Genomic DNA, 21,443 nt, shown 5'->3' on the forward strand with positions numbered 1-21,443 from the left:
GACGATGTTGCGCAGCATGATGAAGTCGAAGATCCACCGCGCCACGGTGACCCACGCCGATCTGCACTACGTCGGCTCGGTGACGGTGGACCAGGATCTGCTCGACGCCGCCGATCTGCTCGAAGGCGAGCAGGTCTGCATCGTCGACATCGACAACGGCGCCCGCCTCGAGACCTATGTGATCGCCGGTGAGCGCGGTTCGGGTGTCATCGGAATCAACGGCGCCGCAGCCCATCTCGTGCACCCCGGCGATCTGGTCATCCTGATCGCCTACGGGATGATGGACGAGCAGGAGCTGAAGGAGTACTCGCCGAAGGTGGTCTTCGTCGACGACCGCAACCGCCCGGTCGATCTCGGTTCCGACCCGGCGCACGCCCCCGAGGGCTCGGGCCTGCTCACCCCGCGCGACCTGTCGTTCGTCTGACGGGCGCGGGGGAGCAGAGGATCGGCACATGCTGCTGACCATCGACGTCCGCACCACCAGCATCGAACTCGGGCTGTTCTCCGGCAGCGGCGCGCACGCGAAACTGGCGCGGCACTGGCGCATCCACACCAACCCGTTGCTGACCGCCGACGAATTCGCCATGCAGGTGCGCGGGCTGGTCGGTGCGCATCTGGACGAGGTGGTCGGCGTCGCGGCGTTGTCCACCGTGCCGCCGGTGCTGCGGGAACTGCGGCTGATGCTGGACCGGTACTGGAATCACGTACCGCATGTGGTGGTGGAACCCGGTGTGCGGACCGGCATTCCGTTGCTGGTCGACAATCCGAAGGAGGTCGGCGCGGACCGTATCGTGAACAGTCTCGCCGCCTACGACAAGTTCGCCAGCGCGGCCATCGTCATCGATTTCGGGGTGTCGACCTGCGTCGATCTGGTCTCGGCCAAGGGCGAGTTCCTCGGCGGGGTGCTCGCCCCCGGGGTGGAGATCTCCACCGAGGCGCTCATCGAACGTGCGGCGCTGCGCCGGGTCGAGCTGGCACGCCCACGGTCGGTGGTCGGCAAGAACACCGTGGAGTGCATTCAGTCCGGTGCGGTGTTCGGCTTCGCCGGCCTGGTGGACGGCCTGGTCGACCGGATCCGCGATGACGTGGAGGCGTTCGCGGGCGATGACGTCGCGGTGGTGGCCACGGGAGCGGGCGCACCGCTGATCGTGCCGGAATCGGAGACCATCGAACATCACGAACCCCGGCTGACGCTGACCGGTCTGCGACTGGTCTACGAGCGCAACCAACGCAACCGGCGCGCGTGAGCAGCGACTGTGGGGCAGGTCATCGGCGGTGCGCCGAGGTGGCTGCTACACTCATCGACGTGTATTTCCGCGTGAGCACCCAGGAGTGTTGTCGAGGCTGACCTGCCTCGACCGTTCGAGGCATTCGTAAAGTCCTCGACCGTCGCACACCTCCTGGAGATTCGCTCATGCGTTCTTCTGTTCTTTCCCTTCCGTCCGCCCGTGACACCCGCACGCTGAGCACACGGGCCGCCAATCCCGTCCCGACCCGTTCGGTCGCCCCCGCCTTGCCCACCCGGCTGCGCCCGGCCGACCTGCTCCGGTTGACCGACGAAGGCGCCGAGGACGTACTGGCCGGCCGCTACGACCACCTACTACCCGCCGACGGCCGCTGGCCGACCGAGGAACGCTGGGCCACCCGCCTGCTGTCCGACGACGAGGTCGATGTGTGGCTGATCAGCTGGACCCCGGACCGCCACACCGAGCTGCACGATCACGCCGGCTCCATCGGCGCGCTCACCGTGCTCAGCGGCGCGCTGTCGGAATACCGTTGGAATGGAACCGAATTGCGTCATCGCACTTTGGTGGCCGGTGATCAGGCCTCGTTCCCGATCGGCTGGGTGCACGACGTCGTGCGCGCGCCCGAGCCGCCCGTCGCCGGCCTCGACGTGCCGGCGTCGGTCGCCGAATCGGTCGGTCCGCTGGATCCGACGCTGAGCGTGCACGCCTACTCCCCACCGTTGACCGCCATGTCCTATTACGAACTCACCGGGCACGGCGGCCTGCGCCGTACCCGCACCGTCCTCACCGACCAGCCCGAAGGTGATATGTGATGAGCCCGCAGACCATCGACCAGATGCTCGACGCCGCGCGCTCGCAATTGCGCAGGCTGTACGCCTTCGAATTGCCGCAGGCGCTCGAACGCGGCGCGATTCTGGTCGACATCCGACCGCAGGCGCAGCGAATTCGTGAGGGCACGATGCCCGGCGCCCTGGTGATCGAACGCAATGTTCTGGAATGGCGGCTCGATCCCACCAGCTCGGCTCGGCTGGCGCTGGCCACCGATCACGACGTGGAATGGATCGTGCTGTGCTCGGAGGGCTACACCTCCAGCCTGGCCGCCGCCTCGCTACAGCAATTGGGGCTGCATCGCGCCACCGACCTGGTCGGCGGCTACCAGGCGCTGAAGGCGGCCGGACTACTCACCGTGGCGTCGCGGGCGCCGCATTTCGCCCGTGAGGTCGCCGCCCTCGCCTCGCTGTAGAAATACCCACCTCAGCCGGGCCGGGAGCAGCCGGTCAGCAGGGGCGGGCGGGACGCAAAACGGTTTCCGGTGCACGCTAGGGTAGTTCAACGTGAGCACCCCCAACTCCCCTTCCTCCGGTAGCTCCGCGGCCTCGGCTCCCGCGGGCCGCGCCAACCGCCCCGTCGACGTCGATGACGTGCCGGAACAGATGCGGATTCGCCGGGAGAAGCGGGAGCGCCTGCTCGCCGAGGGCGGGCAGGCGTATCCGGTCGTCGTGCCGCGCACTCATTCGCTGGCCGAGATCCGCGCCGAATATCCGGATCTGGCGCCCGACACCCAGACCGGCACCATCGTCGGTGTGGCCGGGCGCGTCATTTTCATGCGCAATACCGGCAAGTTGTGCTTCGCCACCCTCCAGGAGGGTGACGGCACCAAATTGCAGGCCATGATCAGCCTCAACGGGGTCGGGGCCGAGGCGCTCGCGGCCTGGAAGTCCGATGTGGACCTCGGTGATTTCGTCTTCGTGCACGGTGAGGTCATCTCCTCGCGAACCGGCGAATTGAGCGTGATGGCCGACGAGTGGAGCATGGCGGCCAAGTCGCTGCGCCCGCTGCCGGTCGCGCACAAGGAGATGAACGAGGAATCGCGGGTCCGGCAGCGCTACGTCGACCTGATCGTGCGCCCCGAGGCCAGGCAGATGGCCCGCACCAGGGTCGCGGTGGTGCGTGCGCTGCGCAACGCGCTGGAGCGGCGCGGATTCCTCGAGGTCGAGACGCCGATGTTGCAGACCCTGCACGGCGGCGCGGCGGCCAGGCCGTTCGTCACCCATTCCAATGCGCTCGATATGGATCTGTTCCTGCGTATTGCGCCGGAGCTGTTCCTGAAGCGCTGCGTGGTCGGTGGCCTCGAGCGGGTGTTCGAGATCAATCGCAACTTCCGCAACGAGGGCGCCGACTCCACGCATTCGCCGGAGTTCGCGATGCTGGAGACCTATCAGGCTTACGGCACCTATGACGACTCGGCGCGCATGATCCGGGAATTGATCCAAGAAGTGGCCGAGGAAGCCTTCGGCACCCAGGTGGTGACCCTCGCCGACGGCACCGAATATGACCTTCGCGGTGAGTGGGCGACCGTCGAGATGTATCCGTCGCTGTCGGACTCACTCGGCGTGGAGGTCACCCCGGAAACAACGATTCCGGAATTACTCGCGCTGGCCGAACGGGTCGGTTTGGAAATTCCGGAAGGCAAGGGCTACGGCCACGGCAAACTCGTCGAGGAACTATGGGAGCACCAGTACGGCGACAAGTTGTACGCGCCCACATTCGTGCGTGACTTCCCGGTCGAGACTTCTCCGCTGACCCGTCAGCATCGCGACAAGGCCGGTGTCACCGAGAAGTGGGACCTGTATGTGCGCGGGTTCGAGTTGGCCACCGGCTATTCGGAGTTGGTCGATCCGGTGATTCAGCGCGAACGGTTTGTCGATCAGGCTCGGCTGGCCGCCGCCGGTGACGACGAGGCCATGGTGCTCGACGAGGACTTCCTCGCCGCGATGGAACACGGTATGCCGCCGACCACCGGAACCGGTATGGGAATCGACCGCTTGTTGATGGCCCTCACTGGTTTGGGAATCCGGGAAACGATACTGTTCCCAATTGTGCGACCGTCCGCTCGCTGAGCGAACGGATTGCACGTCTGAAGCTCGTCTTGGCATTTTTCGAATTAGAGGTATTCTTGCCTCGGGCAATCGGCCTAGTATGCGGGTCGCACGATTTCGAGAGGACGTTCATCTCATGGCAAAGAAGGTCACCGTAAGCTTGATCGACGATGTCGACGGTGAGTCCATCGCGGACGAGACCATCGAGTTCGGTATCGATGGTGTGTCGTACGAGATCGACCTGTCGGCGGCAAATGCGGCCAAGCTGCGGGAAGAGATGGAGCAGTGGGTTGCCAACGCTCGGCGGGTGAGCGGCCGGCGTCGGGTGAAGGCCGCGTCCACCACCGGTAGCACCACCAAGAGCCGCGTTCCGATGGACCGTGAACAAACCGCGGCAATTCGTGAGTGGGCGCGCCGGAATGGTCACAAGGTGCATGCCAGGGGGCGTATCTCGGCCGACATCACCGAGGCTTACAACAAGGCCGCCAAGAGCTAGTCGTAATTCGCGGCTGCCGCCGGGCGAATCGTGCGACGCCCCGGCGGCAGCCTTGTTCGTAGTGGCCGAGGCACGGCACCATGGATCTGTGCGCAGCACCGTATCCAGCAGAGTCGTGTCATCCCGTCGAGCTGGGGTCATGAGGTCGTGACAGCTTTCGTCGGATCAATCCTGCGCTACACCGACGCGGACGGGCATCGGCACGAGTACCTGCTGAATCCCGACCACCCGCGCGTCACCATCGGACGTTCCACTCATGCCGATCTGTCCCTGCGCTGGGACGCCGAGGTCTCGCGGCTGCACGCGGCCGTCGAATATCTGGGCGCCCAGTGGACCATCGTCGATGACGGCCTGTCCCGCAACGGCACCTTCGTCAACGGTGAGCGCCTGGTCGGCAGGCGCAGGCTGATGGCGGGCGACCGGATCCGGGTCGGCACCTCGCTGGTGTCGTTCCACGAATTCGGTGCCGTGGCCGACGACGCCACCCGCGCCTCCACCGGCACCATCCCCACTGCCCGCTCACTGACCGACACCCAGCGCGCGGTGCTGGTCGCGCTGTGCAGGCCCTACAAACACGGCGCCGGTTTCGCCACTCCGGCCTCCAATCAGCAGATCGCCGAGGAATTGTTCCTCAGCGTCGACGCCATCAAGACCCACCTGCGCGCGCTGTTCGCCAAATTCGGCGTCGAGGATCTGCCGCAGAACCAGAAACGGGTGCGCCTGGCAGCCCTCGCCATGCAGAGCGGACTCATCTCCGACCGCGACCTGTAGCCGGCCGTAGACGCTCGCTGATGGGTGCGAGCGTCTCGGCGATGGTCGCGCGGCTCCGGACTCTGTTGACTCATAGGTGTCATCGGAGCTCGCGAGGCTCCACCCGCTCGGCCGGAACGCACAGGTTCGCAAGCGCCCCGCGCAACCGCGAAGGGGCGACCATGCGGATCCCCGTTCGGGAGCCGAAGGGACACGAACACGCCGCGTCGGCGGCCGGACGGTAACGGAGCAGATCATGTCGGTAGGGCGAATCGTCGCGCTGGTGGCGGCAACATTGGCGACCGGGTTGATCGCGGGGGTTTTCTACGCGTACGCGATCTCGGTGATGCCCGCGCTGGCCCGGATGGACGATCGCGCATTGATCGAGACCATGCAGAAGATCAATGTCGTGATCATCAACCCCGCCTTCATGATCGGGTTCCTCGGCACGGTCGGGTTCACCGTGCTCGCGGCGCTGCTGCATCTGGGCGCGGACCGCAGGATGACGCTGCTGTGGATCGCAGTCGCGTTGGTACTCAACGTGATCGCGTTCGCGGTGACCATCGCGCTCAACGTCCCGCTCAATGATCAGTTGATGGCGGCGGGCGATCCAGGGGCCATCGCGGATCCGGCGGCGGTGCGCGCGGAGTTCGAATCCGCTTGGGTGCGTTGGAATATCGTGCGCGCGGTGCTGCACACGCTGGCGTTCCTGGTGCTGACGGGCGCGCTGTTCAGCGCGGGTCTGCAGCAGGGCCGCGACGATGCCGCGGCGCTGCCCGCGCAGCCGGGTGTCGCGGTCGCGCAGGCCCCGGCCCGAGCGGAACTCGTTTCAGAACCTACCCGTCAGTAACGGCCCCATCGGCGCTGGTCACTACGTAGCCTTCTGGAACGCGTTACAGAAATTGGGAGGGGTCATGCGCCGAGCACCCGTCATCGCCGTCATCGTCGCCGTCCTCGCCGCGCTGTGGGTCAGCTCGGCGGGGGCGGCGCAGGCCGAGCGATATCCGGTCGTCTACAACTTCTTCGCCGGCATCCCCGGCGAACTGACCAACCCCGGCGGCTCGCTGCCCGGCTCCAAAGATTGGTCCTGCCGTCCCACCGCCGAACATCCCAACCCGGTGGTGCTGGCGCACGGCACCGGCGGCGGCGCGCAGACCAACTGGGGCACCTACGTCGCACTGCTGGCCAACGAGGGCTACTGCGTCTACGCGCTCACCTACGGCGCGTACGACCTGCCCTGGCCGCTGTCGGCGCTCGGCGGCATGATGCCGATCCAGGACAACGCCGCCGAGTTCGGCGCCTTTGTCGACCGGGTGCTCGCCGCCACCGGCGCCGGGCAGGTCGATGTGGTCGCCCACTCGCAGGGCGGGCTGGTCGCCAATTACCTGGTCAAACGGCTCGGTGGGGCGGACAAGGTGGACAAGATCGTCTCGCTCGCGGTGCCATGGCTCGGCACCACCGCCTTCGGCATGGCCGATGTGGCCGCCTTCGCCCGCGCGGTCGGGCTGGGCGAGGCCTGGAACTCGATCCCGTGCCTGGCCTGTGCGCAGATGCCCGCAGGCGGGCCGTTCCTGGCCGAACTCAATGCCGACGGTATCTACCACCCCGGCGTGACCTACACCAATATCGTGGGCAGTATGGAGGAGATCGTGGTGCCCTACACCTCGGCGGTGCCGCCGGGGCCGAACGTCACCAACATCGTCGTCCAGCACGGTTGCGCGCAGGATTACTCCGAACATCTCGGTATCGCGGGCAGCCCGCGGGCCGCGGCGCACGTGCTCAACGCCCTCGACCCTGCCCATCCCCGGGAAGTTCCGTGCCATTTCGTGGCGCCGTTCACCGGCTGAGCGCCCGATCGGCGATGTTCGCTGAGGGCAAAACCGCATCGGAAACGAAACCGGGAACAGCCACGTTATGAGTGAATGACCGTGCTGTCGCCGGTCGGCAATAGGGTGGACCGGCGGCGGCGGAATCCTCCGCCAACTAGAGTGGAGGCGGGGGCCGCAACCCCCGGGCTTCATGGCAGGCTGACGGCTAGGTTCGTCGGGTTTGGCGCCCAGGTTTGTTCGACAGCACACTGCGGCGTCTGTTGCCAGAATGTCGGAGCAGGAGAGTGAGGGAGCGATGTTCGAGAGGTTCACCGACCGCGCGAGGCGCGTCGTTGTCCTGGCCCAAGAAGAGGCCCGGATGCTCAACCACAACTACATCGGCACCGAGCACATCCTGCTGGGGCTGATCCACGAGGGTGAGGGCGTCGCGGCCAAGTCGCTGGAGTCGCTCGGCATTTCGCTGGAAGGCGTGCGCAGCCAGGTGGAGGAGATCATCGGGCAGGGCCAGCAGGCCCCGTCCGGGCACATCCCGTTCACCCCGCGCGCCAAGAAGGTGCTGGAGCTGAGCCTGCGCGAGGCCCTGCAACTCGGCCACAACTACATCGGCACCGAGCACATCCTGCTCGGCCTCATCCGCGAGGGCGAGGGCGTGGCGGCCCAGGTGCTGGTCAAGCTAGGCGCCGATCTCAACCGGGTGCGTCAGCAGGTCATCCAGCTGCTGTCCGGTTACCAGGGCAAGGAGCCGGTCGAGTCCGGTGCCCGTGGTGAGACCGGTACCCCGTCCACCTCGCTGGTGCTCGACCAGTTCGGCCGCAATCTCACCCAGGCCGCGCTCGAGGGCAAGCTCGACCCGGTCATCGGCCGCTCGAAGGAAATCGAGCGGGTCATGCAGGTGCTCAGCCGCCGCACCAAGAACAACCCCGTGCTGATCGGTGAGCCCGGTGTCGGTAAGACCGCCGTGGTGGAGGGCCTGGCCCAGGCCATCGTCAACGGCGAGGTTCCCGAGACGCTCAAGGACAAGCAGCTCTACACCCTCGACCTGGGTTCCCTGGTCGCGGGCAGCCGCTACCGCGGTGATTTCGAAGAGCGCCTGAAGAAGGTGCTCAAGGAGATCAACACCCGCGGCGACATCATCCTGTTCATCGACGAGCTGCACACGCTCGTCGGCGCGGGTGCCGCCGAGGGCGCGATCGACGCCGCCTCGATCCTGAAGCCGAAGCTGGCCCGCGGCGAGCTCCAGACCATCGGCGCCACCACCCTCGACGAGTACCGCAAGTACATCGAGAAGGACGCCGCCCTGGAGCGCCGGTTCCAGCCGGTCCAGGTGGGCGAGCCGACCGTCGAGCACACCATCAACATCCTCAAGGGTCTGCGCGACCGCTACGAGGCGCACCACCGGGTCTCCATCACCGACGGTGCCCTGGTCGCGGCCGCCACGCTGGCCGACCGCTACATCAACGACCGGTTCCTGCCGGACAAGGCCATCGACCTGATCGACGAGGCCGGCGCCCGCATGCGCATCCGCCGCATGACCGCACCGCCGGACCTGCGCGAATTCGACGACAAGATCGCCGACGCCCGTCGCGAGAAGGAAAGCGCGATCGACGCGCAGGACTTCGAGAAGGCCGCGCGCCTGCGCGACAAGGAGAAGCAGCTCGTCGCCAAGCGTGCCGAGCGGGAGAAGCAGTGGCGCTCCGGTGATCTGGACGTCGTGGCCGAGGTCGACGACGAGCAGATCGCCGAGGTGCTGGCCAACTGGACCGGTATCCCCGTCTTCAAGCTCACCGAGGAGGAGACCACCCGTCTGCTCCGCATGGAGGACGAGCTGCACAAGCGGATCATCGGCCAGGAAGATGCGGTCAAGGCCGTATCCAAGGCCATCCGCCGCACCCGCGCCGGCCTGAAGGATCCGAAGCGTCCGTCCGGTTCGTTCATCTTCGCCGGCCCGTCCGGTGTCGGTAAGACCGAGCTGTCCAAGGCGCTGGCGAACTTCCTGTTCGGCGACGACGACGCGCTCATCCAGATCGACATGGGCGAGTTCCACGACCGCTTCACCGCCTCGCGGCTCTTCGGTGCCCCTCCGGGCTACGTGGGCTACGAGGAGGGCGGCCAGCTCACCGAGAAGGTGCGCCGCAAGCCGTTCTCGGTGGTGCTGTTCGACGAGATCGAGAAGGCGCACCAGGAGATCTACAACACCCTGTTGCAGGTGCTCGAGGACGGCCGTCTCACCGACGGCCAGGGACGCACCGTCGACTTCAAGAACACGGTGCTGATCTTCACCTCGAACCTGGGTACCTCCGACATCTCGAAGGCCGTGGGCCTGGGCTTCTCGCAGTCCAACGCCGAGGGCTCGAACTACGAGCGGATGAAGCTCAAGGTCAACGACGAGCTGAAGAAGCACTTCCGGCCCGAGTTCCTCAACCGCATCGACGACGTCATCGTCTTCCACCAGCTCACCACCGAGCAGATCGTGGAGATGGTGGATCTGATGATCAACCGCGTCGGTGTCCAGTTGAAGAACAAGGACATGGCGATGGAGCTCACCGATTCCGCCAAGAGCCTGCTGGCCAAGCGCGGCTTCGATCCCGTGCTCGGTGCCCGGCCGCTGCGCCGCACCATCCAGCGCGAGATCGAGGATCAGCTCTCGGAGAAGATCCTGTTCGGCGAGATCGGCCCCGGCCAGGTCGTCACGGTCGACGTCGAGGGCTGGGACGGCGAAGGCTCCGGCGAGGACGCCAAGTTCACCTTCACCCCCAAGGCGAAGCTGACCAAGGCCGCCGCCGAGGAGAAGCCCGAGGTCGTGCTGACCGGCGCCGCCGAAGGCACCACCGAGGCCGCCTCCGGCGAGTAACAACCGAGTCGACACGGGCCCGCTTCCTGATGGGAGCGGGCCCGTGCTCGTCTGCGGGTGGACGATGTTCCGTGCGCGTCGGCGGGTTGTGGGTGCGGGCAGGTCACCTTCGGGTTTCGCGTAGCACCGCCAGTCGTTCGCGGTATTGCGCCTCGGTGATCTCGCCGCGAGCGAACGAATTCCGCAACGCACCGACGCCGCTGTCGCGCCGGAACCTGGTCCGCGTCAGCACCACGGCGATCACGATCACGGTGATCCAGAACAGCAGCGGGAAGATCCAGAAGAACGGCCAGGGATGCCAACCGCCGTCGTAATGGTCGGCGAGCAGCGTGGCGGTTTCAGGTGTCAGGTAAGTGGTCATGCCACGAGAGTGCGCCCGCGAGCACCGTGATCACATCGGTCGCGCGTTCCTGCTTCCACTACGTCTGCGGGCGTACGGGAACGGCAGATCCGCACGATCACCCCGGCTGCGTCGCGTCGGCTATCCGGCAGACCGGAGCCAGAGGCCGTAGCCGGGCCAGCATCACCCGCCGACAACCCGGTTTTACTGCCAGCCCGGGCGCACCAGGCCGGATTCGTAGGCCAGGACCACCAGTTGGGTGCGGTCGCGGGCGTTCAGCTTGGTGAGGATGCGGCTGACGTGGGTGCGGGCGGTGGCCGGGCTCATGTAGAGGCGTTCGCCTATTTCGGCGTTGGTGAGGCCCTCGGCGACCAGGGTGAGCACCTCGCGTTCACGGTCGGTGAGCTCGGAAAACGTCGCGGGCGGGGGCTGTTTGGCGTGTTCGGAGAATTCGGCGATCAGGCGGCGGGTGACGCCGGGGGACAGCAGCGCGTCTCCGGCGGCGACGACGCGGACCGCGCGCACCAGGTCGGCGGGCTCGGTGTGCTTGACCAGGAAACCGGTGGCGCCCGAGCGCATCGCCTCGAAAACGTATTCGTCCAGTTCGAAGGTGGTCAGCACGACCACCTTCACCTCCGCCAGTTTGGGATCGTCGGCGATCATGCGGGTGGCGGCGAGGCCGTCGAGGATCGGCATCCGGATATCCATCAGCACCACGTCGGGGGCGAGCGCGCGCGTCATCCGCACGGCCTGTTCGCCGTTGTCGGCCTCGCCGACCACCTCGATGCCGTCCTGCGCGTCGAGCAGGGCGACGAAACCTCCCCGCACCAGCGCCTGATCGTCGGCGACCAGCACCCGAATGGTCATCGCGGCTCCGTTCCGCCGTGGCCGTCGGACGGGTCCGGGTGTGCCCGGCCGTTGGCTCCCGAGGGTGCTGTGGTGCGCGCGGGCTGCCGGTGGATGGCTGAGTTCGAGCCCGCGGTGGGGCCGGAGGGACGAGCCGGTGCTGTGGCCGGTCGGTTGTTCTCGCCGCCCGGCGGTCGCTCGGAACCGAGACGGGAGGGCCGACCCGGCTGCGTGGTCGCGCGTGCGGCTGCCGCCGGGTCGGCCTCGTCCTGAGCCGAACCCTGCGGCTGGTCTCGGCCGTTCCGGCCGGGCGGGTCGGCGGGTGGTTGCGCACGCGATGTTCCCGTCGCGGGCGGGCGGTCCTGCGCCGGACCGGAGGCGTCGCCCACCGAGGTCGTGTCGCCGGCCGCCTGCCCAGCTGCGCCGGCCCGCTCGGCTTTCGCACCGGGCGAGGTCGAGTTCGCCCGCTCACTCGACGTCGCGGGCCGCACCGGCAACCGCGCCGCGACCCGGAAACCTCCGCTCGGCCGCGGCCCTGCCGTCAGCGCCCCGCCGAGCGCATGGGCCCGTTCCCGCATCCCGATGATCCCGTTGCCGCCGGTGCTCCCGGTGCGGACGGGCGCGCTGGTGGGGCGGGTGTTGTCGATGGTGAAATCGACCGAGTCGGGGGTGTAGCGCACGGTGACGGTGGCGTCCGCGCCGGGCGCGTGCCGCACGACATTGGTCAGCGACTCCTGGATGATCCTGGCGGCGGCCACGTCGATGACGCTCGGCAGCGGCGCGACGGTGCCGAGCACCCTGGTGTGCACGGTCAGCCCGGCTTCGCGGATGCGATGCAGCAGTTCGTCCAGATCGGCGATGCTCGGCGCGGGGCTGCGCGGCGCGGCCGGTACTGCGGTCTGATCGGCCGGCTCTGGCTCGGTCGTGGAGTGGTCCTGGCCCTCGGCCATGGTGCCGGTATCGGCGCCGAGGGCATCGGCTCGCCGTGCGGGTCCCGGCATCTCGGTGCGCCGCCGCCTGGCCCGCGCGCGCCGCCGGCGGCTTCGGCTGGCGCGCTGATCGGGGTCCGGGATCGCCTCGGGCTCGGCCGCGGAGCCCTCGCCGCCGACCGGGCTCCCGGTGCGGATGGTGTGCAGCAGCGTGTGTACCTCGGCGAGCGCGTCCTTGCTCGCGCCCTTGATGGCGGCCAACGCGGATGCGGCCTGTTCCGGTTTCTTGTCGAACAGTTCCAGCGCCACCGACGCCTGCACATTGATCAGCGACAGACTGTGGGCCAGCACGTCGTGCAGCTCCCGGGCGATGGCCAGCCGCTCCTCGCTGGCCTGGCGCCTGCGCTGGGCTTCCTCGTCGCGCCGCGCCGCTTCGGCTCGCTGCCTGCGCGCCTCGAGCACCGCCTGGCGCTGGCGGATCCCCTCGGCGATGCCGACCAGCACCGCGAGCCACGCCATCAACCCGAAGATCTGCCACACCTCGGTGGGGCGGCCCAGCAGGGCGGGTAGCGGCCACACGATCACCAGGTAGCCGAGCGGCACCAGGGGATAGGTCCACCACCGTGATCCGCGGGTGGCCGCGGTGAGGAAGGCGATCACCAGCGAGATGAAGATCGGCCCGTAGCCGTAGTCCAGCGACAGATAGCTCACGCATGCCGCGAGCGTGACGAACAGGACCGGCAGCGGCTCATATCTGCGGAAGATCAGCGCGACCGGCCCGACCAGCAGCAGCGCGTAGCCGAGGGCGTCGAGGGAACGCACCCCCGTCTGGCCGAAGTTGGCTCCGCGCCCGCCGAACACCTGCACCGCGGCGACGACAAGCGCCACCCCCCAGTCCCATCCGACCAGGCCACGACCCGCCATCCCGAACTCCCGCACCTTATGCACCCTATTCGCCCAGTAGCCGGAATCCATCCGTACCGACGCGTATTTCCCGGATACGCGCCGTGCACACCCTCGCATCCGCCCGGCTCGCTACGTCAACGGGCGTACCCGAAGCCGCGTCCGGCGACGGATGTGGCCGCAGCCCACGACGAGGAGGGTTTCGGTCATGACGGATTCGATTGTGGTGACCACAGAGCTGACCAAGCGGTACGGCACCCATCTCGCGGTGGATCGGGTGGATATGCGGGTGCGGCCGGGCGAGATCTACGGATTTCTCGGGCCCAACGGTGCGGGCAAGACGACGACGTTGCGCATGCTCGTCGGGCTGATCACACCGAGCTCCGGTTCGGCGACGGTGCTCGGTCAGGCACCGGGCGATCCCACGGTGGTGCGCCGCGTCGGCGTACTGATCGAGGGGCCGGGTTTCTACCCGTACCTTTCGGGCCGGGACAACCTGCTGGTCATGGCGCGTTACCGGGGCCTCGGCCGGGCGCAGGTGTCCGAGGCCTTGCGGCGGGTGGGCCTGGCCGGACGCGCCGACGACCGCTACCGCACCTATTCCCTTGGCATGAAGCAGCGCCTCGGTGTCGGCGCCGCGCTGCTCGGGCGCCCGGATCTGCTGATCCTGGACGAGCCGACCAACGGCCTCGATCCGGCGGGCATGGCGGAAATGCGTTCGCTGATCACGGATCTGGCCGCCGACGGGCACACCGTGTTGTTGTCGAGTCACATGCTCAGCGAGGTGCAGGAGATCTGTGATCGGGTCGGCGTCATCTCCGGCGGCAGGCTGCTGGCCGAGTCGACTGTGGCCGAATTGCGCGGCGCCGCGACCTTGTTGGTTCGCGCCGCGCCCGCCGACATCGCTGTGCCGGCCATCCGTGCGGTGCTCGGCGAGCCGGTGACGCTCACCGCGGCTGGCATCCGGATCGAGGCGGGCGCGGACGCGGCGCCGAAAATCGCTCGCGCCGTGCTCGAATCGGGCGCCGATCTGCTCGAACTTCGCGTCGATGAGAAATCCCTCGAGGAAGTGTTCTTCGAGATGACCGGTCTGGAGGCAGTGAGATGAGTGTGCGCACCACGGCGGTATCGGATCTGATCGCCAGTATGCGAGCCGAGCGGCTGCGGCTGACGAAATGGCCCGCGTTCTGGATCATTCTCGGCACCTGGATCCTGCTGAACCTGACCTTCGCCTACCTGTTCAACTACCTGGCCTACCGGTCCGGCGAACAGACCTCGATGTCGGACGGACTGCCGAAAGACCAACTGCTCCAGCAGTTGCTGCCCGCCGCGGTGCCGGAGGTGTTCACGCAGGGCATGGCCATGTTCGGTGGGGCGTTGATGCTGATTCTCGGTGCGCTGGCAATCGGCAGCGGCTATGGCTGGGGAACCTGGAAAACCGTGCTCACTCAGGGGCCCTCGCGCATCGTGGCGATCGCGGCGACGCTGCTCTGCCTCGCGGTCGTGGTGGTGGGCCTGGTGGTCGTCGCCTTCGCGGTGGATCTCGGCGTTGCCTCACTGATCGCGAGTAGTGAATCGCAGCCGGTGGCGATGCCTTCGGTGCGGCATTCGCTGGACGGGATCGTCAGCGGCAGCCTGATCCTGGGCATGTGGACGTTGGCGGGCGCGCTGATCGGCGCGATCGCGCGTGGTCCGGCGCTGGCCGTCGGTCTCGGGCTGGTCTGGGTGCTGGTGGTGGAGAATCTGCTGCGCGGCGTCGCGGGCATTTTCGACCCGATCGAGGTGGTCACCGATCGGCTGCCAGGCACCGCCGCCGGTTCATTGGCGGGGGCCATGCGCGGCACCGATGCCCCGCCGACGCCCGGCGTGCTCGATATCCTGACCCGCGCCGAATCCGTACTCGCGCTGACGATCTACACCGTGGTCTTCGTACTGGCCACGATCTGGCTGATCCGCCGCCGCGATCTGGTCTGAATCTCAGCGCCCGAGCAGGGCGTGCGCGAGCTGCCGCAAGGCCCCGGCGATCTGTGCCGGGGCCAAGCCGCGTGCGCGTTGCTGCTGGTAGACCTCGGCCGCCAGCGGTGCGAGCAGCGGGTCGACCATGGCGTCGGGGTCGGGCACGCCCGCAGCCCGCAGTAGCGCACGGACATGCGCGAACCAGAACCCGTACGCGCCGGTGGTGAAGCGGGCGCCGCCGGTTTCGGCGCCGAGCACCAGCCCGGAATGGGTGTCGAGCAGTTCCACCATGGCCGCGTAGAAGGCGGCAAGCCGTTCGGCCGGCGATGCGCCGGGGCCGAGCGGTGGGGCGCCACGCACCAGCTGTTCTTGCAGGGCCCGTTCGTGTTCGTCGAGCAGTGCGACGGCGATCGAATGCGTATCCGGATAGCGGCGGTACAGGGTGCCGCGGCCGACGCCCGCGGCCTTGGCGATGTCGTCCATGGTCACCGTGCGCGGATCGCGCGCGGCGAAGAGCTCGGCCGCCGCCGTGAGCACCTTGGCCCGGTTGCGGGCGGCGTCGGCGCGCTCGACGGGAGCGCTGCCCGCACCGCCGGCCAGCAGGTCGGCAGGGGAATCCATGACCGCGACTGTAGCCGATCCAGGATTATGTGGACAAGCTGTCCACTTTTGCCCTACAGTCGCGTTCGTAGATAAGTGGACGCAATGTCCGCTTGATCGGAAGGATGTCGATGACCACCCTGTTGCACCTCGATGCGAGCGCTCGCCACCCATCGATAAGCCGCAGCCTGAGCGCTGCCTTCGCCGCCGAGTGGCGCGCGGGCAACCCGGACGGCGATTACCGCTACCGTGATCTCGCACTGGATCCGGTGCCGTTCATCGACCAGGGCTGGACCGAACTGTGCGATCTCGTGCTGGCCAACGGCAGTACCGAGCTGGAGCGCATCGGGGAATTGGCGCACACGCCGGCCCAGCGCGCGGCCTGGTCCGTCACCGGGCCACTGCTCGAGGAATTACTCGCCGCCGACGTCGTGCTGATCGGCACGCCCATGTACAACTATTCGATCCCGGCCGTCCTGAAGGCCTGGATCGATCAGGTGGCGTTCCCGCGAATGTCACTGGGCCACAGGCGGTTCGTGGTGACCAGCGCGCGTGGCGGCGCCTACTCGCCCGGTTCACCGAAGGCCGGCTACGACCATCAGGAACGCTTTCTGCGCGATTTCTTCGCCGGTCATTTCGCCGTGCGCGATGCGGTGTTCGTGAATGCCGAGCTGGCCAATTCCCGGCTCGATCCGGGCCTTGCGCACCTGCGCGCCGATCATGAGCGCTCCTATGACCTGGCCCTGAAAACGGTGCGTGAGCTGGCCGGGCGGTACTGATGAGCTGGTTGATCCTCGGCCTCGCGGGGCTGGTGGAAATCGCGTGGTCGCAGTCCATCAAGCCGACGGAGAATTTCACCCGCCCGCTGCCGACCCTGCTGTGTTTCGCGCTCGGGACCTTCGCGGTCTACCTGTTGTCGCGGGCCATGCAAACGCTGCCGGTCGGCACCGCGTACGCGGTCTTCACCGGAATCGGCGCGGTCGGGGCCGTCGTGCTCGGCGTGGCCGTGCATCGTGATCCGTTGAGTGCGGGAAGATTTGTGGCATTGTCGCTGATCGTCGGCGGGATCGTGCTGGCCAAGATGACCGATCCCGGATGATCGGATCACCGCTGCCGCAAACGGTCGGACGGGCCCGGGCGCGCGGGTAAGGTCGGTCTGATGGTCGATCAGCATGTGCGTTATCCGGACCTGTCGGCACGGCCTCACGAGCTCACCGTCGAACGGGTCATGACCGCGTCACCGACATTGTTGTACCTGGCCTGGACCCAGGGCTTCGATATCTGGTTCGCGATCCCCGAATCGGTTCGCATGCGCCCGCAGGTGGGTGAACCCTTCTACTTCGAAGCCGACAATCAGGGCACGCCCGTCCCGCATTACGGTCGCTTCCTTCGGCTCGAGCCGGACCGCCGCATCGAGCTGACCTGGGTCACCGGCGCGGGCGGCACCGAGGGTGCGGAGACCGTGGTCCGGGTGGAATTCGTGAAACAGCCACGCGGCATTCGAATCAAGCTGCGGCACAGCGGGTTCCCGAACCAGGAAGCCTGCGATCGGCATCGCGCCGCGTGGCCCGCCGTCCTCGAGCAGCTGGACAAACGAACTTCCGCCGCGGTCTGAGCGGTGCGGGTAGGTTCGAGCGGAGAACCTACCGACAAACCGATCGTGGAAAGGACTGTGATGCCCACACGTACCGCGCGCACCGCATGGACCGGCGGCCTGCAGGACGGCACTGGACAGGTCGAGCTGGCCAGCTCGGGCGCAGGCAAGTACGACGTGTCGTTCCCGAAGCGGGCCGCCGACAACGCCGAGGGCACCACAAGCCCGGAGGAACTGATCGCGGCCGCGCATTCGTCCTGCTACGCGATGGCGTTGTCGGCCGAGATCGGCAATGCCGGCGCCACCCCGCGCAGCCTCGACGTCACCGCCGACGTCACCCTCGGGCCGGATCCGGCGGGCGGCTTCCGCATCAGCGGAGTCAAGATCACCGTCCGCGGCCGCGTCGACGGTCTCGACGAGGCCGGCTTCCGCACCGCCGCCGAAGCCGCCAAGGCCGGTTGCCCGGTCAGCAAGGCCCTCGCCGGGGTCGACAACATCACCCTGGACGCCGCACTGGAGTCGTGAGTCGGCACCGCCCGGGTCCATTCCGCAACGGAAAGCCCGGGCGGCCATCGGCGCGAAGGCCGCACCGCCCGAATCGGGAAGCCCGGAACCTCCGGCGAAAAGGCAGTGCCGGTCACGGATACCGACACTGCCCTGTGTGCTTCTCGATGCGGGATCAGCCCGCGGCGGTAGCCGCCTCTCGCACCGGGGCATCGGTGCGGCCGGCGAACTCGGTGAGCATGGCGTAGCCGAGGCCGAGGCAGGCCCACAGCGTCGTCGAGACCGCGAGTGAGGAGATCCGGAACTCCCACAGCAGGCTCGCCGGGAAGTCGGCGCCCACCTCGTTCACGCCCGGCAGAACGATGTAGCCGATGGTGGTGAGCAGCACGAAGGCGGCCACACCCGCGGTGAGCCGGAGGGTATCCGGGCGGCCGGCCAGCAGCTTCCAGACGTATACGCCCGCCCCGACGGCGGCCAGGCCGAGCAGCACCGCCGCCAGCCACAGCAGCGTCCGGTCGTTGATCGTCTCCGGATCGCCGACCGCAGGCGGGTTGGCCGGGTACTTGAAGAACGGCACGGCGATGATCGCGGCCCAGCCGCCGATGCCGAGCCCGAGGGCCAGCTTCGGCCCCGACAGCGCGGTGTAGCGCCGCGCGACGTGGGCGACGGCACCGAAGATCGCACCGAACGCCATCCCGGCCAGCCCGAGCGCGAGGAACTGGCCCGCCTTCTGGCCGCTACGGCTGACCAGCGGTTCTTCCTCGTCGCCATGGGAGTGACCGGCGGAGGGCTGTTCGCCGTGCGAATGTCCGCCGGATTCGGCGGCCGCGCCGGCTTCCTCGATGGCGATGGCCGCCTCCACCTTGGGCTCGCCGACGAAATAGCCGACGGTGCCCGCCAGCAGGCCGGCGATCAGGCCGGCCAGCAGACCACGAAGCAAGAGGGTGCGCAGAGTTCCGATCAGTGGCACGGAAGACCCAGCAGGTGGCGTCCGTCGTGCATCAGCTCATGCATGAACATCCCGCTGCGCGAGATGGCGCCCTGATCGAATCCGACCAGGTAGAGGGTGAGCAGAGCGAGCAGAACGACACCGACCGTGATGAGCACGGTGGCCAGGGAATCGGTGACCCGGGCGGATACGCCAGGGGTGTGCACGAAGGCCATTGCAGTCCTCCTTGGGATAAACGCGTCCCGTCGAAGTGGTCGCGAAGGTGCCGGTGTCTGGCTTTCCGGCACCGAACCCGGTGGCTGGAACACAGTGGCGCGACCGCTCCGGATTTGCACCGGATTCCCGCGTCACCTACGCGTTTGTCCCTCGAACTGTGACACCCCGCGGCGGCCGTCGTCAATATCGGATGGCGACGGCTGCCGTGGCGAATGGGGCGTCAGCTCGCGGAGGCGGCCTTGCCCGCGACGTCGAGCACGACCTCGAATTCGAGCAGCGAGGCACCGGTGGCGACCGGCTTCTGCTGCTGGCCCGCATGCGCCTCGCGGGCCGGGCCGTCGCGCCAGGCGGCGAAGGATTCTTCCGAATCCCATTGCGTCACCACGAAGTACCGGTTCTCGCCCGCGGTCGGACGCAGCAGCTGGAAACCGAGGAAGCCGGGCGAGTTCTCCACCGCGTGTGCCCGGTGGGCGAACCGCTTCTCCAGCTCGGGGCCCGCGCCCTCGGGAACCTCGATCGCATTGATCTTCACAACAGACATGCCACGATTGTGCCCCCTTGCCCCGCGACCGCGGCCGGGTGCGACCGGTATCACCGATGGGTGCGGCACAATCGCGGACGTGTTGTACGACGAAGGCGGGACGGGCACGCCGCTGCTGCTGTTGCACGGCCTGATGGGCAGCGCCCGCACCTGGCGCGATCACCTGGACTGGCTGCGCGGCTTCGGCCACGTCTACACCTTCGATGCCGCCGGGCACGGCAGGCCGGCCCCCGCCGAACTGAGCACCGAGGCGTTCGTCGCCGATCTGGCCGCCGCGACCGCGCCCATCGCCGAGCCGATGGTGGTGATCGGGCACTCGATGGGCGGGCTGCACGCCTGGATGTTCGCCGCGCAGTTCCCCGAACGGGTGAAAGCGCTGGTGGTCGAGGATATGGCCCCGGATTTCACCGGCCGAACGGCCGCGCACTGGGCGGCCATGATCGAGGCCTGGCCGCAGCCGTTCCCGGACGAGCGGGCGGTGCTCGACTTCTTCGGCCCCGTCGCCGGACGCTACTTCCTCGCCTCCTTCGACCACGGCCCCGACGGCTACCGGCTGCACGGTTCGGTCTCCACCTTCCGCGACATCTCCGAGGAATGGGGCACGCGCGATTTCTGGGCCCAGTGGCGCACGATCCGCGTGCCCGCCCTGCTGATCGAGGGCGAACACACCATCACCCCGCCCGGCCAGATGCGCGCCATGGCGGAGGTCCATCCGGGGGCCGAATACGTGCTGGTCCCCGACGCGGGCCACCTGGTGCACGACGATCAGCCCGAGCGTTATCGGGCGGAGGTGACCCGGTTCCTCGGCGGGGTGCTCGGGACCGAGGAATCGAACGGTGCCGTCGACTGCTCCGCGAGGACTCGGACTGCCGAGAATGGTCGCGTCGACGATGCGCACAATGCGGGCGAACGGGCGGTCGGCCCAGGGAATTCGAGAGCGGCGACCGATACCGAGACGTGCTGAGCGTCAACTCGGACCGGGCTCCACTCGGCCGGCTCGGCCCCGGTTCGTATCGGCGAGCTCGAGCCCGGCTCCGGGTGCGTCGGCCGGCCCCGGTTCTCGGGTTCGTGCGCGAACTCAGCTCCCGGGCTCGCGGTGCCCGGCCTCGCCCGCCAGCGCGAACAGCCCGTCGGCGGTCTGCTCGATCAGCCCGTCCACCAGCAGCGAATCCAGGGCACGGTCACGCTGGCCCGGGTCCCGGGTCCATGCCATGTCGAGCCGCACCCGTTCCACCGGCCCGGCCGCATCACGCAGCACGTCCATGAGCCGGCCGCGGGCCTGCCGGTCGGTGCCCTCGTACTTCTGCGTGCGCCGCACCACCTGCGAAGCGGGCCTGCCCGCCTCGTTCCACGCGCACCGCGGCAGCGGGCAGTTGTCGCAGCCGGGGGAGCGGGCGGTGCAGATCAGCGCGCCCAGTTCCATCAGAGCGGCGGAGAAGGTCGCGGCCCTCGGCACCGACGCGGGCAGCAGCGCCTCGGTCTCGCGCAGATCCCTCGCCGAAGGATTACCCGCATCGGCGCGCCCGTGTACCGCGCGGGCAACGACCCGGCGAACATTGGTGTCCACCACCGGAACTCGCTGCCCATAGGCGAAACACGCGACGGCGCGGGCGGTGTAATCGCCGATGCCGGGCAGGCCGAGCAGCACCTCGACGTCCTCGGGCACCCGATCACCGTGCTCGCTCGCCAGCACCCGCGCGCATTCGTGCAGCCGCAGCGCACGGCGCGGATAGCCGAGCTTGCCCCAGGCCCGCAGCACCTCCGCCTGCGAGGACGCCGCCATGGCCGAGGGCACCGGCCAGCGCGCCACCCATTCCCGCCAGATCGGCTCGACTCGCGCCACCGGCGTCTGCTGGAGCATGATCTCGCTCATCAGGATCTGCCAGGCACTCGCGCCCGGCCGGCGCCAGGGCAGATCGCGCGCGGTGGCCCGGTACCAGTCCAGTAGGGCGTCCGGGTCCACCGTCGCTGTCTCGGGCGTCGTCCTCACCTGCTGCTCACCGCGTTCGTTCG

25 protein-coding genes and 1 riboswitch are annotated in these 21,443 nt (G+C 68.2%); of the genes, 17 read left to right on the top strand and 8 right to left on the bottom strand.

The window, feature by feature from the left end; genetic code table 11:
* Positions 1 to 4 precede the first annotated feature (4 nt).
* The 10 genes from panD (at position 5) to AC4HOU_RS12830 (ending at position 10,052) form a co-directional block, all read left to right on the top strand.
* Positions 5 to 424: an aspartate 1-decarboxylase gene (panD, locus tag AC4HOU_RS12785; RefSeq protein ID WP_195020508.1), complete on the top strand. Its 420-nt coding sequence runs from the start codon at positions 5 to 7 to the stop codon at positions 422 to 424.
* Between the two features lie 28 nt (positions 425 to 452).
* Positions 453 to 1,247, top strand: a complete 795-nt coding sequence (locus AC4HOU_RS12790) for a type III pantothenate kinase (protein WP_194990197.1) — start codon at positions 453 to 455, stop codon at positions 1,245 to 1,247.
* A 167-nt stretch (positions 1,248 to 1,414) separates the two neighbouring features.
* Positions 1,415 to 2,059 carry a cupin domain-containing protein gene (locus AC4HOU_RS12795; RefSeq protein ID WP_228806302.1) on the top strand — a complete coding sequence of 215 codons (645 nt, stop codon included), beginning with the start codon at positions 1,415 to 1,417 and terminating at the stop codon, positions 2,057 to 2,059.
* Positions 2,059 to 2,490, top strand: coding sequence for a rhodanese-like domain-containing protein (locus AC4HOU_RS12800; protein WP_163813639.1), 432 nt, complete (start codon positions 2,059 to 2,061; stop codon positions 2,488 to 2,490). The genes AC4HOU_RS12795 and AC4HOU_RS12800 overlap by 1 nt, the downstream gene beginning before the upstream one ends.
* A gap of 190 nt (positions 2,491 to 2,680) precedes the next feature.
* On the top strand, positions 2,681 to 4,147 hold the full coding sequence (lysS, locus tag AC4HOU_RS12805) for a lysine--tRNA ligase (protein ID WP_195020916.1): 1,467 nt from the start codon (positions 2,681 to 2,683) through the stop codon (positions 4,145 to 4,147).
* Positions 4,148 to 4,262: 115 nt separating this feature from the next.
* The gene (locus AC4HOU_RS12810) at positions 4,263 to 4,622 is read left to right on the top strand and encodes a histone-like nucleoid-structuring protein Lsr2 (protein ID WP_036532452.1); all 360 of its coding nucleotides are present in this window, start codon (positions 4,263 to 4,265) and stop codon (positions 4,620 to 4,622) included.
* 147 nt (positions 4,623 to 4,769) lie between these two features.
* A complete protein-coding gene (locus AC4HOU_RS12815; RefSeq protein WP_163813638.1) occupies positions 4,770 to 5,393 on the top strand; it encodes an FHA domain-containing protein in 624 nt (207 codons plus the stop codon).
* Positions 5,394 to 5,628: 235 nt separating this feature from the next.
* Positions 5,629 to 6,222 (top strand): anthrone oxygenase family protein, encoded by a 594-nt coding sequence (locus tag AC4HOU_RS12820; protein ID WP_194990198.1) that lies wholly within the window; start codon positions 5,629 to 5,631, stop codon positions 6,220 to 6,222.
* 64 nt (positions 6,223 to 6,286) lie between these two features.
* The gene (locus tag AC4HOU_RS12825; protein WP_490724520.1) at positions 6,287 to 7,219 is read left to right on the top strand and encodes an esterase/lipase family protein; all 933 of its coding nucleotides are present in this window, start codon (positions 6,287 to 6,289) and stop codon (positions 7,217 to 7,219) included.
* A 277-nt stretch (positions 7,220 to 7,496) separates the two neighbouring features.
* Entirely contained in the window at positions 7,497 to 10,052 is a 2,556-nt protein-coding gene (locus tag AC4HOU_RS12830) for an ATP-dependent Clp protease ATP-binding subunit (RefSeq protein WP_194990200.1), read from the top strand.
* A gap of 103 nt (positions 10,053 to 10,155) precedes the next feature.
* Here the strand turns inward: AC4HOU_RS12830 and AC4HOU_RS12835 are convergent, their stop codons facing one another.
* From AC4HOU_RS12835 to AC4HOU_RS12845, 3 genes are all read right to left on the bottom strand, one after another.
* On the bottom strand, positions 10,156 to 10,413 hold the full coding sequence (locus AC4HOU_RS12835; RefSeq protein ID WP_163813634.1) for an SHOCT domain-containing protein: 258 nt from the start codon (positions 10,411 to 10,413) through the stop codon (positions 10,156 to 10,158).
* Positions 10,414 to 10,596: 183 nt separating this feature from the next.
* Positions 10,597 to 11,259 carry a response regulator transcription factor gene (locus tag AC4HOU_RS12840; RefSeq protein ID WP_014348722.1) on the bottom strand — a complete coding sequence of 221 codons (663 nt, stop codon included), beginning with the start codon at positions 11,257 to 11,259 and terminating at the stop codon, positions 10,597 to 10,599.
* Positions 11,256 to 13,106 (bottom strand): histidine kinase, encoded by a 1,851-nt coding sequence (locus AC4HOU_RS12845; protein ID WP_490724521.1) that lies wholly within the window; start codon positions 13,104 to 13,106, stop codon positions 11,256 to 11,258. The genes AC4HOU_RS12840 and AC4HOU_RS12845 overlap by 4 nt, the downstream gene beginning before the upstream one ends.
* Positions 13,107 to 13,278: 172 nt before the next feature.
* On the opposite strand from AC4HOU_RS12845, the gene AC4HOU_RS12850 reads away from it, so the two are divergent.
* Positions 13,279 to 14,178, top strand: a complete 900-nt coding sequence (locus AC4HOU_RS12850; protein WP_490724522.1) for an ABC transporter ATP-binding protein — start codon at positions 13,279 to 13,281, stop codon at positions 14,176 to 14,178.
* Positions 14,175 to 15,044, top strand: a complete 870-nt coding sequence (locus AC4HOU_RS12855; protein WP_490724523.1) for an ABC transporter permease — start codon at positions 14,175 to 14,177, stop codon at positions 15,042 to 15,044. The genes AC4HOU_RS12850 and AC4HOU_RS12855 overlap by 4 nt, the downstream gene beginning before the upstream one ends.
* A gap of 3 nt (positions 15,045 to 15,047) precedes the next feature.
* Here the strand turns inward: AC4HOU_RS12855 and AC4HOU_RS12860 are convergent, their stop codons facing one another.
* A complete protein-coding gene (locus AC4HOU_RS12860; RefSeq protein WP_490724524.1) occupies positions 15,048 to 15,647 on the bottom strand; it encodes a TetR/AcrR family transcriptional regulator in 600 nt (199 codons plus the stop codon).
* A gap of 110 nt (positions 15,648 to 15,757) precedes the next feature.
* Between AC4HOU_RS12860 and AC4HOU_RS12865 the strand changes: the two genes are divergently transcribed.
* The 4 genes from AC4HOU_RS12865 to AC4HOU_RS12880 are packed head-to-tail and all read left to right on the top strand — an operon-like array spanning position 15,758 to position 17,745.
* A complete protein-coding gene (locus AC4HOU_RS12865; RefSeq protein ID WP_163813629.1) occupies positions 15,758 to 16,405 on the top strand; it encodes an FMN-dependent NADH-azoreductase in 648 nt (215 codons plus the stop codon).
* Complete coding sequence (locus AC4HOU_RS12870; protein ID WP_195020514.1) at positions 16,405 to 16,725, top strand: DMT family transporter; 321 nt, start codon at positions 16,405 to 16,407, stop codon at positions 16,723 to 16,725. The genes AC4HOU_RS12865 and AC4HOU_RS12870 overlap by 1 nt, the downstream gene beginning before the upstream one ends.
* Before the next feature lie 60 nt (positions 16,726 to 16,785).
* A complete protein-coding gene (locus AC4HOU_RS12875) occupies positions 16,786 to 17,241 on the top strand; it encodes an SRPBCC family protein (protein WP_163813627.1) in 456 nt (151 codons plus the stop codon).
* Positions 17,242 to 17,301: 60 nt separating this feature from the next.
* Complete coding sequence (locus AC4HOU_RS12880; RefSeq protein ID WP_195020515.1) at positions 17,302 to 17,745, top strand: OsmC family peroxiredoxin; 444 nt, start codon at positions 17,302 to 17,304, stop codon at positions 17,743 to 17,745.
* A gap of 154 nt (positions 17,746 to 17,899) precedes the next feature.
* Here the strand turns inward: AC4HOU_RS12880 and AC4HOU_RS12885 are convergent, their stop codons facing one another.
* The 3 genes from AC4HOU_RS12885 to AC4HOU_RS12895 all read right to left on the bottom strand — a co-directional run bounded on the left by AC4HOU_RS12885 (position 17,900) and on the right by AC4HOU_RS12895 (position 19,430).
* Complete coding sequence (locus tag AC4HOU_RS12885; RefSeq protein WP_163813625.1) at positions 17,900 to 18,694, bottom strand: CbtA family protein; 795 nt, start codon at positions 18,692 to 18,694, stop codon at positions 17,900 to 17,902.
* Positions 18,685 to 18,888, bottom strand: coding sequence for a CbtB domain-containing protein (locus AC4HOU_RS12890; RefSeq protein WP_014348729.1), 204 nt, complete (start codon positions 18,886 to 18,888; stop codon positions 18,685 to 18,687). Before AC4HOU_RS12890 ends, AC4HOU_RS12885 begins: the two co-directional genes overlap by 10 nt.
* 31 nt (positions 18,889 to 18,919) lie before the next feature.
* Positions 18,920 to 19,072, bottom strand: a riboswitch (cobalamin riboswitch).
* Positions 19,073 to 19,109: 37 nt separating this feature from the next.
* Positions 19,110 to 19,430 (bottom strand): antibiotic biosynthesis monooxygenase family protein, encoded by a 321-nt coding sequence (locus AC4HOU_RS12895; protein WP_163813624.1) that lies wholly within the window; start codon positions 19,428 to 19,430, stop codon positions 19,110 to 19,112.
* Positions 19,431 to 19,509: 79 nt separating this feature from the next.
* Between AC4HOU_RS12895 and AC4HOU_RS12900 the strand changes: the two genes are divergently transcribed.
* Positions 19,510 to 20,394: an alpha/beta fold hydrolase gene (locus tag AC4HOU_RS12900; protein ID WP_490724525.1), complete on the top strand. Its 885-nt coding sequence runs from the start codon at positions 19,510 to 19,512 to the stop codon at positions 20,392 to 20,394.
* Positions 20,395 to 20,508: 114 nt separating this feature from the next.
* Here AC4HOU_RS12900 and AC4HOU_RS12905 read toward each other — a convergent pair whose 3' ends face one another.
* Positions 20,509 to 21,420, bottom strand: a complete 912-nt coding sequence (locus AC4HOU_RS12905; RefSeq protein ID WP_490724526.1) for an HhH-GPD family protein — start codon at positions 21,418 to 21,420, stop codon at positions 20,509 to 20,511.
* Positions 21,421 to 21,443 lie beyond the last annotated feature (23 nt).

The sequence above is a fragment of the Nocardia sp. JCM 38205 genome (assembly GCF_058222935.1).

Coding starts and splice junctions, on each gene's coding strand:
- panD (WP_195020508.1), top strand. CDS start 5: ATGTTGCGCAGCATGATGAAGTCGAAGATCCACCGCGCCACGGTGACC.
- AC4HOU_RS12790 (WP_194990197.1), top strand. CDS start 453: ATGCTGCTGACCATCGACGTCCGCACCACCAGCATCGAACTCGGGCTG.
- AC4HOU_RS12795 (WP_228806302.1), top strand. CDS start 1,415: ATGCGTTCTTCTGTTCTTTCCCTTCCGTCCGCCCGTGACACCCGCACG.
- AC4HOU_RS12800 (WP_163813639.1), top strand. CDS start 2,059: ATGAGCCCGCAGACCATCGACCAGATGCTCGACGCCGCGCGCTCGCAA.
- lysS (WP_195020916.1), top strand. CDS start 2,681: ATGCGGATTCGCCGGGAGAAGCGGGAGCGCCTGCTCGCCGAGGGCGGG.
- AC4HOU_RS12810 (WP_036532452.1), top strand. CDS start 4,263: ATGGCAAAGAAGGTCACCGTAAGCTTGATCGACGATGTCGACGGTGAG.
- AC4HOU_RS12820 (WP_194990198.1), top strand. CDS start 5,629: ATGTCGGTAGGGCGAATCGTCGCGCTGGTGGCGGCAACATTGGCGACC.
- AC4HOU_RS12825 (WP_490724520.1), top strand. CDS start 6,287: ATGCGCCGAGCACCCGTCATCGCCGTCATCGTCGCCGTCCTCGCCGCG.
- AC4HOU_RS12830 (WP_194990200.1), top strand. CDS start 7,497: ATGTTCGAGAGGTTCACCGACCGCGCGAGGCGCGTCGTTGTCCTGGCC.
- AC4HOU_RS12835 (WP_163813634.1), bottom strand. CDS start 10,413: ATGACCACTTACCTGACACCTGAAACCGCCACGCTGCTCGCCGACCAT.
- AC4HOU_RS12840 (WP_014348722.1), bottom strand. CDS start 11,259: ATGACCATTCGGGTGCTGGTCGCCGACGATCAGGCGCTGGTGCGGGGA.
- AC4HOU_RS12850 (WP_490724522.1), top strand. CDS start 13,279: ATGACGGATTCGATTGTGGTGACCACAGAGCTGACCAAGCGGTACGGC.
- AC4HOU_RS12855 (WP_490724523.1), top strand. CDS start 14,175: ATGAGTGTGCGCACCACGGCGGTATCGGATCTGATCGCCAGTATGCGA.
- AC4HOU_RS12860 (WP_490724524.1), bottom strand. CDS start 15,647: ATGGATTCCCCTGCCGACCTGCTGGCCGGCGGTGCGGGCAGCGCTCCC.
- AC4HOU_RS12865 (WP_163813629.1), top strand. CDS start 15,758: ATGACCACCCTGTTGCACCTCGATGCGAGCGCTCGCCACCCATCGATA.
- AC4HOU_RS12870 (WP_195020514.1), top strand. CDS start 16,405: ATGAGCTGGTTGATCCTCGGCCTCGCGGGGCTGGTGGAAATCGCGTGG.
- AC4HOU_RS12875 (WP_163813627.1), top strand. CDS start 16,786: ATGGTCGATCAGCATGTGCGTTATCCGGACCTGTCGGCACGGCCTCAC.
- AC4HOU_RS12880 (WP_195020515.1), top strand. CDS start 17,302: ATGCCCACACGTACCGCGCGCACCGCATGGACCGGCGGCCTGCAGGAC.
- AC4HOU_RS12890 (WP_014348729.1), bottom strand. CDS start 18,888: ATGGCCTTCGTGCACACCCCTGGCGTATCCGCCCGGGTCACCGATTCC.
- AC4HOU_RS12895 (WP_163813624.1), bottom strand. CDS start 19,430: ATGTCTGTTGTGAAGATCAATGCGATCGAGGTTCCCGAGGGCGCGGGC.